The sequence below is a fragment of the Streptococcus sp. FSL R7-0248 genome, from assembly GCF_037967965.1.
Classification (GTDB): domain Bacteria; phylum Bacillota; class Bacilli; order Lactobacillales; family Streptococcaceae; genus Streptococcus.
In genome coordinates, this window is record NZ_CP150201.1 from 1,038,544 (window position 1) to 1,052,633 (window position 14,090).

A 14,090-nucleotide genomic window follows, 5' to 3' on the forward strand; every position below is an offset into this window, starting at 1 on the left:
ATGACTGACGAAAAATTTTTAGATAAAAAAATGGACCGTCGTGAATTTCTTAAAAAAGCAGGTATTGGAGGGGCTGGGCTTGCGCTTGGTCTTTCTGGTGCATCTGCTTTTTTCGCTAATCAGGATAGTTCAACACAAAAAGCTCTTGATGGAGATGAGGATATTAGCTTCTATGGTAAGCACCAGGCTGGGATTACGACTCCCATGCAGAAGGCTTGCTACTTGGTGGTGCTAGATCTTCATACAACTGATAAAAAAGAAGTGATCCAGCTCTTTAAAGACTGGACAGACTATAGTAGTAAATTGGTCGATGGGGAGCTTGTCAAAAAAGATGGTTCCAATGCCCTCTTGCCTCCAACAGATACAGGTGAAACAGTGGGACTCAACCCCTATCGCTTGAGCTTGACTTTTGGTGTCTCGGCTGATTTTCTTAAAAAACTTGGTTTGGAATCTAAACGTCCTAAGCTCTTCCGTGATTTGCCTCCATTTCCAAAGGAGCAGTTGCAGGACAAGTATACGGGTGGTGATATCGTGATTCAAGCCTGTGCGGACGATGAACAAGTAGCTTTCCACGCTGTTCGCAATCTGATTCGTAAAGGTCGTAATAAAATTACCATGAAGTGGAGCAAATCAGGTTTTGCTGCAATTGGAGACCGCAAGGAAACGCCTCGAAATCTCTTTGGCTTCAAGGATGGTACTGCTAATGTTACGACGGAAAAGGAATTCGACAAGGTTGTCTGGACTGATAGTAAAGATTGGATGAAGGGTGGCTCTTATATGGCTCTTCGTTTGGTACAGATGCATTTGGAGACTTGGGATCGTACCAATTTGCAGGAGCAGGAAAACACCTTTGGTCGTTACAAGGAATCCGGCGCACCTTTTGGAAAGAAAGATGAGTTTGATGAAGTAGATTTATCAAAATTACCAGTCGATTCGCATGTGCGTTTGGCTAAAGAAGTAGACCTTCCTATCTTACGTCGTTCATATTCTTATTCAGATGGCATTGATGAGAGAACTGGCCAGTTTGATTCAGGCTTAATTTTCATTGCCTACCAGAAGGATCCAGACCGTTTTGTTAAAATTCAGACCAATCTTGGTGCAGTAGACAAGATGAACGAGTACATCACCCATATCGGAAGTGGGCTCTTTGCTTGCTTTGCTGGCGTGGAGAAAGGAGGCTACCTTGGTCAAGCACTCTTTGAATAAACTCCTCGTTTTGCTTGGGCTTTTAGCCTTATTCTGGACCTATCCAGTAGCTGCTGAATCATACAGTGACCTCTATATCAAAATTACAGATGCGACAACAGCTGTTCAAAACAAAGATCAAACAAAAGCTAAGGAATTGGTTGCTGAGATTAAGACTGATTTCGAAACTAAAGAAAATCACGATTCCAAGGCAGGTAAAAAAGTTAGCAAGGCTCTTGATATTAAGGGTGACGTGACAGAAGAGGACCTAACCTCCATTTCGTCAGCCCTTCTTAAATTTGAGAAAGAGCAAAATCCTGTTGATTTAGATGCCGAAAAGGAAAAACTTGAAACACGCCTAGAGCCTTATTTCAAAAACTTACAGGATGCCATTACGGCCAAAGACCTGGCTGCAACACGCAAAACTTACAGTGAATTAAATAATGCTTGGACGCGAAATGAAGCTGTTGTCCGTGACCACAGTACTGCCTACTACGGCAAGATTGAGACGGCCATTTCACTATTGAGAAGTAGCATTGAAACAGAACCTACTGATTTCACCAGCATCCAGTCATCTTATGATGATCTCAAGGGTGGGATTGATGACTTTATCAAGGGTGTTCCTCTTGATAGCACTAGCACCAGTTTAACTCTTAAAGATGGTATTAAGCTCTTGGAAAAAGCTCTCGGTCAATTCCAAGCAGGTGATGAAAAAACGGCTGCGGCAACTATGAAGAAGTTCATCACTATCTGGCCAACCATTGAAGGCGATGTAAGCACAACTAATCCAAGCCTTTATACGCGCGTGGAAAGTGAAACACCTGTTATCATGGTTAAGGGAAAAGAAAAAGCTTATCAGGACAAACTGCAAGCCTTGATCACAGACCTATCTGCTATTGATACAAGTGCTTCTTATAATGCCTTTGATGCCATGTTGATTCTCTTACGTGAAGGGGTTGAAGCCCTCCTCATTGTTATGGCCCTTGTGACAACTCTTAAGGCAGCCAAGATGCGTAAGGGACTTAAATGGGTTTATGGCGGAGCCATTGCTGGTGTTCTTGCCAGCGCAGTTATAGCTGTTATCTTACAAGTTGTCTTTCCAGCTGTGACCTCGGGGGCTAACCGTGAAATTATTGAAGGTGGCGTTGGTATCTTTGCAGTTGCGATGATGATTCTGATTGGAATTTGGCTTCATAGTAAGTCTTCAGTCAAACAGTGGAATGACTTTATGGACCGCCAGATGAAGACGGTGACGGCTACTGGAAGCTTTGTGTCCATGTTTGCACTTAGTTTCTTGGCTGTCTTCCGTGAAGGTGCCGAGACTATTCTTTTCTATGTCGGTATTGTCCCACGTATCACGACAGCTAATTTCTTGATTGGTATTGCTTCAGCCATTGCAGTTCTTGTTATTATTGCCGTTGCTATGACTAAAGCTAGTCACTATATTAAACCACATCGTATCTTCTTTATTTTGACCTGGTTGATTTATGCCTTGGCCTTCAAGATGCTCGGTGTCAGCATTCATGCCCTTCAGTTGACTAATATGATGTCCAATCATTTGATTAGTGGTTTCCCAACCATTGATTGGGCTGGTATTTATCCAAGCTGGGAAGTCCTAATTCCACAACTTATTTTTATTGCTATTATTGCCTTTGTAACGGTGAAACAGCATGGCAAGAAGTAAGGACGAGATGACCATTGTTGAGCATCTGGTGGAATTTCGGAGACGTTTTATTGCAGTAGTGTTATGCTTTTCCCTAGTTTTCTGTATCACCCTGTTGTTTGCTGGGGAGCTCTATGCTTATCTGACTAGAGGATTTGATAAGCCCTTATTGGTTCTAGGACCTAACGATATTCTCTGGATTTACATTAACTTAGCCAGTCTCATGGCTTTTACGGTCACCTTGCCTTTTACCACCTACCAGATTTGGCAGTTTGTGAAACCTGGTTTGAGGGACAATGAAGCGCGTGCCATTTTTGCCTATATTCCAGCAACTTTTGTCTGTTTTGTTTTGGGTCTTGCCTTTGGTTATTATTTTGTTAGTCCAGCTATCTTAGAAGTGCTTTTAAAACTAGGTGAAGGGCTCTTTGATACCCAGATTACAGCACAAAACTACCTTAGTTTTTTACTGCATACGACAGTGCCTTTAGCTGTTCTCTTTGAACTTCCCGTAATTGTGAGCTTCTTAACGTCCATTGGCATTTTGACACCAGTATTTCTGGCACGCTATAGACGCTATGCTTACTTTATTCTCTTGGTTTTGGCAGTTGTTTTGACACCAGCCGACTTTATTAGTGACTTGGCCATGACTGCTCCCTTAATCTTACTCTATGAAGTTAGCGTAACTCTTAGTAAGCTCATTTATAAACGTAAACGAAGAAAATATAAAGATAAATAGAAAGGAGATCTCATGGGAATTCTACGTGATATCGGAGCTCCAGGACTTATCATTATTGTCCTAGGAGCCCTCCTCATCTTTGGTCCTAAACGCTTGCCAGAACTCGGTCAATCTATCGGTAAAATGCTAGCCGAGTTTAAAGCAGCCGTAAATAAGACCGATGAAGATAAAAAGGATCATGAGACTGAGAAGAAAGACTAGTTCCTAGATACTCTAGTTTCTTGACAATTCTAAGCTTTTATGACATAATACACCTGTATTGAATAGTAAGTCTATATCATAGGCAAGAAAAGACCCCAAGCTAACTTCCACATAAGCTCGGGGTCTTTTTTAGCACTATCTATCCTTGTTTAACCACTTGTCGATCAGACGAAGGATAACACCGACCACAATGGGTCCGATGATAGTTTTGAATAGTAAATCCATCATAGGCAATCTCACCTCCCTTCGTAGGCGGTGTCGAGGTGCCAAGGGATATTATATCATAGATTGAGAGAGTTGTTTAGTGAGTGTCAGGAAGTAAAAGTTAGAAGGTAGTTTAATCATGCCATACAAAAAATCAGCTCAAGAAGGCTGATTTTTTTATATTACAAACTGATACGTTTTTCTGTCTCAGCGTCGAAGAAATGACCTTTTGCAACGCTGAAAGTAAGATTTACTTTTTCACCTGGATTGTGGAAGTCACGCGCATCAACACGGGCAGCAAATTCAGTTTCTCCAAGTTTTAGGTAAAGCATTGTTTCTGCACCAAGAAGCTCTGAAACGACGACTTCAGCATCTACATTGGCATCTGGATATACTTCTTGAACGATTGGACGGCTTGAAACATCTTCAGGACGGATACCAAAGATAACTTCTTTGCCTTGATAACCTGTTTCTTTCAAGATTTTAGCTTGACCTTCAGAAATTGCAATATCCAAGCCTTCAGAGTTAGTGATACGGTTGCCATCAACCTTAACATTGAAGAAGTTCATAGCAGGACTTCCGATAAATCCAGCAACAAATTTGTTGGCTGGTTCATTGTAAAGTTCCTGAGGTGTACCAATTTGTTCGATACGGCCGATAGTACCAGAACCATCAGGATTTTTAGTAGAACTCATGATAACGATACGGTCAGCAAGAGTCATGGCTTCTGTTTGGTCGTGAGTAACATAGATGGTTGTTGCGCCAATATTACGAGTAATTTTAGCAATTTCAGCACGCATAGTGACACGAAGTTTAGCATCCAAGTTTGAGAGAGGTTCATCCATGAGGAAGACTTTAGCATCACGAACGATGGCACGTCCCATAGCTACACGCTGACGTTGACCACCAGAAAGGTCTGCCGGCTTACGATCTAAGAACTCAGTCAAACCAAGGCTAGCAGCAGCTTCACGCACACGTTTGTCGATATCGTCTTTTTTATATTTACGAAGTTTAAGACCAAAGGCCATATTTTCATAAACAGTCATGTGTGGGTAAAGTGCGTAGTTTTGGAATACCATGGCAATGTCACGGTCTTTTGGTGATTTGTCATTAACCACTTCACCATCAATATAGAGTTTACCTTCACTGATTTCTTCAAGACCAGCAACCATACGGAGAGTTGTTGATTTACCACATCCTGAAGGACCTACGAAAACGATGAATTCCTTGTCTTTGATGTCGATACTGAAATCTTCAACAGAGTAGTGAGTTGCATTTGGGTATTTTTTGTAAATTTTATCCAGTTTAAGAGTTGTCATATCATTTATCCTTTATTATTTAACTGATCCGCCGGTTACACCTTCAACATAGTATTTCTGCATGAAGATAAAGAGAAGGGTGATTGGGATGGCGATGATAATAGCACCTGAGGTAAATGGAAGGAACCATTCATTGATAGCGTCTTGGTTAAGCATTTGGTAGAGTCCAAGGGCAACGGTATATTTATCTTTAACGTCACCAAGGATAACAGATGCAAAGATGAAGTCTACCCAAGGCCCCATGAAGGCCATGAGGGCAGTGTAGACGATGATTGGTTTAGAAAGTGGCAAGGTAATCTTGGTAAAGATTTGAAGACGAGTTGCCCCATCAATCATTGCTGATTCATCCAATGAGTAAGGAATGGTATCAAAGAAACCTTTCGCAATGTAGAAACCAAGTGCTGCCCCAGCAGAATAAACCAAAACCAAAGATGTCAAGGTTTGTGTCAAATTAAGGGCCTTCAAAATATAGTAGACCGCAATCATAGACATGAAACCAGGGAACATGTTAAGTACAAGTGCCAATTTCAAGAAGCCATTTCTGTGTTTGAATTTAATACGGCTAAGTGAGTAGGCCATCCCAACGGTAATCAAAGTTGAGAGGATACATGTACATGTGGCAACGATGAAGGTATTGATGAACCATTTTCCAAATGGATAAGCATCGCTGGTAAACAGTTTGATGTAGTTATTAAATGTGTAAGTCTTAGGGAAGAAGTAAGGCACCGCATTGGCTCCTTCACCACGGAAACTTGTAAGGAAGATCCAGATAATAGGAATCAACCAGATAACAGCTAGAACTGTCAATAGAATATAAGTACCAGTTAGGTATAGATTTTTCTTACGTTTCATTATTTAGCAGCCCCTTCCTTGAATGAAGATGATCTTGTGTAGGCCAAGAGACTGAATGTTGCAGAGATGGCGAAAATCAAGATACCGATAACAGATGCCAAGTTATAGTCTTTAGCGCTAACAGTCAGTTTGTAGAGCCAAGTTACCAAGAGGTCAGTTGAACCCGCTTGATAGTATTCAGAATTAGTAGGTCCACCACCAGTAAGGAAGTAGATAACGTTGAAGTTATTGATATTACCGATGAATTGTTGAATCAATGATGGTGCCATAATCAAGAGAATTTGTGGGAAAGTGATGCTCTTGAAGATTTGGAACTTGCTTGCTCCATCAATTTCAGCTGCTTCAATCTGCTCAGTTGGCAAGTTCATGATGATACCAGTTGCGACCAACATTGTGAATGGAATACCAATCCACATATTAACAAAGATAATAGAGAACTTAGCCCAAACTGGGTCAGTCAAGAACGGAATAGGTTCATTAGTGAGATGCAAGGTTTGAAGCAAACCATTCAAAGGCCCATGGTCATTAAGGAAGTTACGCATCAAAAGAAGGGATACAAACTGAGGAACGGCGATAGTGATAACAAAGAGTGTACGCCATACTTTCTTGAATTTAAGGCCCTTAGTGTTAAGCAAGAGGGCAAGGACAATACCGAAGAAGAAAGTAGTTGCTGTTGCAGCAACGGCCCAAATCAAGGTCCATGTCAAAAGTGGGAAGAAAGTACCAGCCATACGACCTTGTAAGACTTCACCAAAACTTGAGAAACCAACCCAGTCAAAGAGTGATTTAGGTGCTGGGTGATTGTGGTCAAAGTTAGTAAAGGCCAAACAGATCATATAAATCAAAGGCAAGATTGTGAAGAGCAAAACCCCAATCAAAGGGACAGTCATAAGACCCATGTGGAAACGGCCATCAGCCAAGGTCTTGAAGTCTTCGATAAAGTTAGGAACTTTACGTCCAGACTGTTTGAGAGCCATGAGATGACGAGCGCTTTTAAGGTTACACCAGTAAATATAAGCGAAGACTGCACAGAAGATTAATGACGCAAGTCCAAAAATCAACATAAGCATTGAATTATCTCCAGCAACCTGAACAGTAAGCTTAACCCCATTAACCTCTTTAATAGCCTCACCTTGTTCTTGAGTCCCCAGGGTAATCATCCCTTTAAGTGCAGGAATAATTTGGATAACGAAAGCTACTAAGAAGGCAATCTCAGAAAGGAGGAAGAGCAAGCCCTTGGTGAACTGTTTGTTGACAAAGTTTGCCAATCCCATTACCAGAAAGGATAATTTGACATCCCATGTACCTTCTTTGAAGACCTGGCGCATAGGAGTTGTGTCGTAGATTGTTTGTGACATAGATATCTCCTCAGATAAATGTTTAATTAGTGATAGATAAAGAGGCTAGGAACCTGACCTGCCTCTTTACTTTCTCATAGTTAGGATTCTTATTTAGCTGCTGCCAAATCTTTATCAAATTGTTGTAATTTAGTAAGGAATTGATCTTCCTTGATTTTACCGTTATATGCATCACTCATAAGAGCAGCACTTTCAGTCCAGAAGACTGACATTTGACTAAGTTTAGGCATAACAGTTGTGTACTGATCAGATGAACCCATAGTAATTACAGCTTGTGCAAGTGCATCCTTTTGAACAGCTTCAGAAGCTTGAACTTCTTTGTTAGCTGGGATGATGTGACGGTCTTCATTAGTGAATTGGTTATTTTGACTGTCTTTGCTTGTCAAAGCTTGTGCCAATTGGTAAGAAGCAGCGATACGTTCTGCGTTACCTTTAGATGGTGTTTGGTTAACTGCGTAAAGTTTAACACCCATGAAGGCTTTTTGTTGAACGTCTTGACCACCGATATTAACTGTTGGGTAAACAGCAACACCAAGATTGTCTTTACCAACAGCTTTAGCAGCTGCAGCGTAGTCCCATGGTCCTGATTGGAAAGCATCAACAGAACCATCTTCGAATTTAGCCATCATGTTTGCTGAATCGACATTAACAAATCCTTTATTGTCTTTTTGAGCTGCGATGAATTTAAGAACGTTCACACCAGCTTCGTTACCCCAGTTAGTACCTTTCACATCTTCACCGTTAGGACCAAAGAGTGTGTCACCAACTGAAAGGAAGAGAGGACCAGTTACATAAGCGTTAACTTCTTTCAAGTTGCTACCAAATTTAGCTTTAGAAGTGATTGTTTCATATGATTTCACATCTTCTTCATTAAGTTTAGATTTGTTGTAGTATGTAACTTGAGTTTCGATACCGTATGGGAAGGCGTAAGTTTTACCTTTGTATTGAGCACCTACAGCAGCTTGTTCAGTATCTTGCTCAGCAATTTCTTTTGAGTATTGCTCTGGGATTTCTTGGATAGCTCCAGCGTCTACCAATTTACCGAGTTGGTCATGTGGAAGTGAGAAGACATCTGCAGCAGTAGAAGCGTCCTTAGTCAAGTTTTCTTGAGCATTTGGATCTTCCATTTCAACCATATCAACTTTGTAACCAGATTTCTTTTCAAACTGTGCTACTGTATCTGAGTAAGATTTCTTAGCACCAGTTGGTACCCAAAGTTTCAAAGTCTTGCTATCTGAGCTTGAGCTCTTGCTTGAGTTTGAGCCACAAGCTACCAAGAGCGATCCAGCCACAAGTAATCCAGCACTACCAAGTAATACCTTTTGCCATTTTTTCATTTCTATTTCCTCCAGAAATTTAGTTTACGATAAACATTATGCAACCGTTTCCACAATCTGTCAAGTATTTTATAAAAAAATTTTTAACTTTGTGCAAACGATTGCAAAACTAAATTGTTTCGGTTATAATTGTTCTTGTATTTTACGACTATAAATATTTATGAGAATGAGAGGAAAATAATGGCTACAATTAAGGATGTTGCCCAAAAAGCAGGAGTAAGTCCTTCAACGGTTAGTAGGACCTTAAAAGATAATCCAGCCATTTCTGAAGAAACAAAAAACAAGGTGCGGGCGGCTATGGATGAATTAGGTTATGTCCCCAATCTTGCAGCTCAGATGTTGGCAACTGGCTTAACTCATAGTTTAGGTGTGATTCTTCCTCCTTTGGCGAATAGAGAAAATATCAGTCAACCCTTCTATATGGAAATTCTAACGGCTATCAATGAAGAAGCAAGTCGCAATTCTCAGGTTGTCAGTATTGCCACAGGTGCTAGTTTGGATGAATTGGTTAAACAAGTCGAACTCATGCATCGCCAAAAACGAGCTGATGGTTTCATTATTCTCTACTCTGAGAAGAATGATCCTGTTAGATCCTATCTCCTAAAAGAAAAAGTTCCTTTTGTCGTCATTGGAGCTGCAGGTGATACAAAAGATAAGGTTACCTACATCGATAATGACAATAAGGCCTTAGGTAAGGAAGCAGTGACGTATTTATCATCTCATGGTCATAAAAAAATAGGTTTTATTACGGATGACCTTTTTGGTCAAGTAGGACAGGAACGTTATCGAGGTTATAAAGAAGCAGCAGATGAACTAGAATTAGAAATCTTACCTGAACTTGTATTTTCATCTAAAACAATCGATATGCTAAAGAAGGAATTAGATAGATTTTCTCCGACAGCTTTGATTGTCAAGGATGACCTTATCGCCCTTCGTCTCATTCAATGGCTAAACAATCAAGGGATTAGAGTACCTGAAGATTATGCTATCATTTCCTTCAATAATTCTACTTTTGCAGAAATCATGCATCCGTTCTTGACCACTTTTGATATTAATATCCAAGAACTTGCTAAAGAAAGTGTACAAAGTCTTATGGGACTCCTTAAGTCAACTAAGAACAAGTCACAGAAAGTCATCATTCCATTTAAACTTATAGAAAGAGAAAGCGTCTTAACGCATTCATAATATCTTAAGGAGAATCTAAGTAGTTGGTTAGTAAATTAGCCGGCTACTTTTTTATTTTATGTAAGATGACTATTTTCCGGAATTCACTAGAAGCCTCGGCTTAAAAACACTCTCTCAAATTGTAAGCGTTTGTTTTGCGAACAATTATTCAAGAAAAAATAAAAAAATTTCTATTTTTTTGCTAAAAATTCTTGACTTGTGCAAACGTTTGCATTATAATCATAAGTGTAAAAAATAATTTGAGGTAAACTTTATGAACAAACGAGCAAGCGGTGTATTGATGCACATCACATCACTTCCAGGTGACTACGGGATCGGATCTTTCGGTCAAGCAGCCTATGACTTTGTTGATTTCTTGAAAGAAACAAAACAAACATACTGGCAGATCTTGCCACTTACTACAACAAGTTATGGGGACTCACCTTATCAATCATTCTCTGCGGTAGCGGGGAACACACACTTCATCGATTTGGATTTCCTTATTCGTGACAAGTTTCTAACTAAAGCTGATGTTAAAGACGCTGACTTTGGATCAGATCCAGAGTTTATCGACTATGCTAAAGTTTATGAAGCACGTCGTCCAATCCTTGAAAAAGCAGTAAAAGCTATCTTGGCAGATAAAAAAGAAGCTAAAAAATTCGAAGCTTTTAAAACTAAAAATGCTAACTGGTTAGCTGATTATGCTGAATTCATGGCTATCAAAGAACACTTTGATAATAAAGCCCTTCAAGAATGGGATGATAAAAAAGCAGTTAAACGCGATGAAGCAACTCTTGAGAAACTTCGCAAAGAACTTGCTGATGTTATCACATATCACCAAGTAGTACAATACCTCTTCTTTAGCCAATGGGCAGAACTAAAAGCTTATGCTAACAAAAATGGTATTCAAATCATCGGTGACATGCCAATCTACATTTCAGCTGATAGTGTTGAAGTTTGGACTCAACCACATCTCTTCAAACTAGACGCTGAATGTAAACCGCGTTACATTGCAGGAGTTCCACCTGATAACTTCTCAGCAACTGGTCAACTTTGGGGTAACCCAATCTATGCTTGGGATAAACACAAAGCAGAAAATTATGCTTGGTGGGTATTCCGTATTCAAGAATCATTTAAACTTTATGATTACTTGCGTATTGACCACTTCAAAGGGTTCTCTGACTTCTGGGAAATTCCTGGAGGAGATGAAACTGCTGAAAATGGTGAATGGGTTCCTGGACCTGGTTATGACCTTTTCAAAGTGGTTAAAGAAGAATTGGGTGATCTTAAAATCATTGCCGAAGACCTTGGTAACATTGATGATAAGACACGTAAACTTCTTGCAGACTGTGGTTACCCTGGAATGAAGATTGTTCAATTTGGATTCTACGATACTACTGGAAATAGCATTGACATTCCACACGTATACACACAACATTCAGTTGCCTACACAGGTACACATGATAACGAAGTAATCAACGGTTGGTACGACAACTTGACGCAAGAGCAACGTGATTATACTGATGCATACATCAACCGTCGTCAAGGTGAACCAATCACACGTGCTCTTCTTCGCACCCTCTTTGCTACTGTAAGCAACACAGCTATTGCGACTATGCAGGATATCCTTGATAAACCTGAAAATAGCCGTACAAACTTCCCTAACACAGTTGGTCAAAACTGGAAATGGCGTATGCTTCCAGGTGAAATTACTGTCGACAAGAAAGAATTTTTGACAGACATTACAGAAAGATATAATCGAGGTAATAACTAAAATGGCTACATTTACACAATATGTTGAAGCAAAAAACAAAAATCTTAAGGACCTTTCAAACGAAGAAATCTACTATCTTTTGTTGGAATTCGTAAAAGAAGCAGCTGCTCCAAAACCTAAAAACGATAGCAAACGTAAAGTTTACTATATCTCAGCTGAATTCTTGATCGGTAAACTTTTGTCTAACAACTTGATCAACTTGGGCATCTACAAGGATGTTAAAGCTGAATTGGATGCTGCTGGTAAATCAATCAGCGAAATTGAAGACGTTGAACCAGAACCATCTCTTGGTAACGGTGGTTTGGGTCGTTTGGCTTCATGTTTCATCGACTCTATGGCAACACTTGGCATCAACGGTGAAGGTGTTGGTCTTAACTACCACTGTGGTCTTTTCAAACAAGTCTTCAAAGACAACAAACAAGATGCAGAACCAAACTACTGGATTGAAGATCAATCATGGTTGGTACCAACTGATATCTCTTATGATGTTCCATTCAAAAACTTCACATTGAAATCACGTTTGGATCGTTTGGATATCTTGGGTTATAAGAAAGAAACTAAGAACTACCTTAACCTCTTTGACATCAATGGTGTGGACTACGGTTTGATTGATAAAGGAATCACTTTTGATCAAGACGAAATCCAAAAGAACTTGACACTTTTCCTTTACCCTGATGACTCAACTCGTAAAGGTGAGCTCTTGCGTATCTACCAACAATACTTCATGGTATCAAACGCTGCTCAACTTTTGATCGACGAAGCTATCGAACGTGGATCTAACCTTCACGACCTTCCAGATTACGCTTACGTACAAATCAACGATACTCACCCATCAATGGTAATTCCAGAATTGATCCGTCTTTTGACAGAAAAACATGGATTTGAATTTGATGAAGCAGTAGCAATCGTAAGCAAAATGGTTGGTTACACAAACCACACTATCTTGGCTGAAGCCCTTGAAAAATGGCCTCTTGACTACCTTGAAGAAGTTGTTCCACACCTTGTTGTTATCATCAAGAAATTGGATGCTATCATTCGTGAAAAATTCGAAGATCCACGTGTTCAAATCATTGACAAAGACAACCGTGTTCACATGGCACACATGGATATCCACTTCTCTACAAGCGTTAACGGTGTAGCAGCACTTCACACAGAAATCCTTAAATCTTCTGAGTTGAAACCATTCTACGACCTTTACCCAGAACGCTTCAACAACAAAACAAACGGTATTACATTCCGTCGTTGGTTGGAATTCTCAAACCAAGAACTTGCTGATTACATCAAAGAATTGATTGGTGATGGTTACCTTACCGACGCAACTCAATTGGAAAAATTGGCTGCCTTTGCAGATGATCCAGCAGTTCACAAACGTTTGGCTGAAATCAAATATGATAACAAGTTGTCACTTAAACGTTATCTTAAAGCCAACAAAGGTATCGATCTTGATGAAAACTCAATCATTGATACTCAAATCAAACGTTTCCACGAATACAAACGTCAACAAATGAACGCTTTGTATGTCATCCACAAATACTTGGAAATCAAAAAAGGAAACCTTCCAAAACGTAAAATCACTATCATCTTTGGTGGTAAAGCAGCTCCTGCTTACGTTATTGCACAAGACATTATCCACTTGATCTTGTCGCTTTCTGAACTCATCAACAATGATCCAGAAGTAAGCAAATACCTCAACGTTCACTTGGTTGAAAACTACAACGTAACAGTTGCTGAACACCTTATCCCAGCAACTGATATCTCAGAGCAAATCTCATTGGCTTCTAAAGAAGCTTCAGGTACAGGTAACATGAAATTCATGCTTAACGGTGCCCTCACTCTTGGTACAATGGACGGTGCCAACGTTGAGATTGCTGAATTGGTAGGACCAGAAAACATCTTCACGTTCGGTAAAGACTCTGATACAATCATCGACCTTTACGAAAAAGAAGGTTATGTATCACGTGATTACTACAAAAAAGATGCTAACATCAAAGCAGCTGTTGACTTTATCGTAAGCGAAGACCTTGTTAAACTTGGTGATAAAGAACGCTTGGAACGTCTCCACAAAGAACTTATCTCTAAAGACTGGTTCATGACATTGATTGACTTGGCTGAATACATCGACAAGAAAGAAGAAGTATACGCAGCTTACGAAGATCAAGATGCATGGAACAAAAAAGTTGTTTACAACATCGCTGAAGCAGGATTCTTCTCATCTGACCGTACAATCGAACAGTATGACAAAGACATCTGGCACACAAAATAAAAATCTAGTTGCATAGAAGGAAACAAGATCAGAA

Annotated in this window: 12 protein-coding genes; 7 read left to right on the forward strand and 5 right to left on the reverse strand. The window is 39.9% G+C overall.

The annotated features are described in order from the left end of the window. The 4 genes from efeB to NYE32_RS05025 are packed head-to-tail and all read left to right on the forward strand — an operon-like array spanning window position 1 to window position 3,785. Window positions 1-1,206 carry an iron uptake transporter deferrochelatase/peroxidase subunit gene (gene efeB / locus NYE32_RS05010; protein ID WP_339157115.1) on the forward strand — a complete coding sequence of 402 codons (1,206 nt, stop codon included), beginning with the start codon at window positions 1-3 and terminating at the stop codon, window positions 1,204-1,206. After that, on the forward strand, window positions 1,184-2,869 hold the full coding sequence (locus NYE32_RS05015) for an FTR1 family protein (protein WP_339157116.1): 1,686 nt from the start codon (window positions 1,184-1,186) through the stop codon (window positions 2,867-2,869). Before efeB ends, NYE32_RS05015 begins: the two co-directional genes overlap by 23 nt. Then, a complete protein-coding gene (gene tatC, locus NYE32_RS05020) occupies window positions 2,856-3,584 on the forward strand; it encodes a twin-arginine translocase subunit TatC (RefSeq protein WP_339157117.1) in 729 nt (242 codons plus the stop codon). Before NYE32_RS05015 ends, tatC begins: the two co-directional genes overlap by 14 nt. 12 nt (window positions 3,585-3,596) lie before the next feature. Beyond that, complete coding sequence (locus tag NYE32_RS05025) at window positions 3,597-3,785, forward strand: twin-arginine translocase TatA/TatE family subunit (protein ID WP_003092496.1); 189 nt, start codon at window positions 3,597-3,599, stop codon at window positions 3,783-3,785. Between the two features lie 135 nt (window positions 3,786-3,920). Here the strand turns inward: NYE32_RS05025 and NYE32_RS05030 are convergent, their stop codons facing one another. The 5 genes from NYE32_RS05030 to NYE32_RS05050 form a co-directional block, all read right to left on the reverse strand. After that, window positions 3,921-4,013: a type I toxin-antitoxin system Fst family toxin gene (locus NYE32_RS05030; protein ID WP_004182539.1), complete on the reverse strand. Its 93-nt coding sequence runs from the start codon at window positions 4,011-4,013 to the stop codon at window positions 3,921-3,923. Window positions 4,014-4,171: 158 nt separating this feature from the next. Beyond that, window positions 4,172-5,308 carry a sn-glycerol-3-phosphate ABC transporter ATP-binding protein UgpC gene (gene ugpC / locus NYE32_RS05035; protein ID WP_038676008.1) on the reverse strand — a complete coding sequence of 379 codons (1,137 nt, stop codon included), beginning with the start codon at window positions 5,306-5,308 and terminating at the stop codon, window positions 4,172-4,174. A gap of 15 nt (window positions 5,309-5,323) precedes the next feature. After that, the gene (locus NYE32_RS05040) at window positions 5,324-6,160 is read right to left on the reverse strand and encodes a sugar ABC transporter permease (RefSeq protein ID WP_021144180.1); all 837 of its coding nucleotides are present in this window, start codon (window positions 6,158-6,160) and stop codon (window positions 5,324-5,326) included. After that, window positions 6,160-7,518: a sugar ABC transporter permease gene (locus tag NYE32_RS05045; protein ID WP_339157118.1), complete on the reverse strand. Its 1,359-nt coding sequence runs from the start codon at window positions 7,516-7,518 to the stop codon at window positions 6,160-6,162. Before NYE32_RS05045 ends, NYE32_RS05040 begins: the two co-directional genes overlap by 1 nt. Before the next feature lie 89 nt (window positions 7,519-7,607). Next, the gene (locus tag NYE32_RS05050) at window positions 7,608-8,855 is read right to left on the reverse strand and encodes an extracellular solute-binding protein (protein WP_080612023.1); all 1,248 of its coding nucleotides are present in this window, start codon (window positions 8,853-8,855) and stop codon (window positions 7,608-7,610) included. 180 nt (window positions 8,856-9,035) lie between these two features. Here NYE32_RS05050 and NYE32_RS05055 point away from each other — a divergent pair, with 180 nt between their 5' ends. The 3 genes from NYE32_RS05055 (at window position 9,036) to glgP (ending at window position 14,056) form a co-directional block, all read left to right on the forward strand. Then, the gene (locus tag NYE32_RS05055) at window positions 9,036-10,040 is read left to right on the forward strand and encodes a LacI family DNA-binding transcriptional regulator (RefSeq protein ID WP_070577218.1); all 1,005 of its coding nucleotides are present in this window, start codon (window positions 9,036-9,038) and stop codon (window positions 10,038-10,040) included. A gap of 253 nt (window positions 10,041-10,293) precedes the next feature. Beyond that, window positions 10,294-11,793 carry a 4-alpha-glucanotransferase gene (gene malQ, locus NYE32_RS05060; protein ID WP_155222355.1) on the forward strand — a complete coding sequence of 500 codons (1,500 nt, stop codon included), beginning with the start codon at window positions 10,294-10,296 and terminating at the stop codon, window positions 11,791-11,793. A 1-nt stretch (window position 11,794) separates the two neighbouring features. Next, on the forward strand, window positions 11,795-14,056 hold the full coding sequence (gene glgP / locus NYE32_RS05065; protein WP_156685061.1) for a glycogen/starch/alpha-glucan family phosphorylase: 2,262 nt from the start codon (window positions 11,795-11,797) through the stop codon (window positions 14,054-14,056). The last annotated feature ends 34 nt before the right edge of the window (window positions 14,057-14,090 follow it).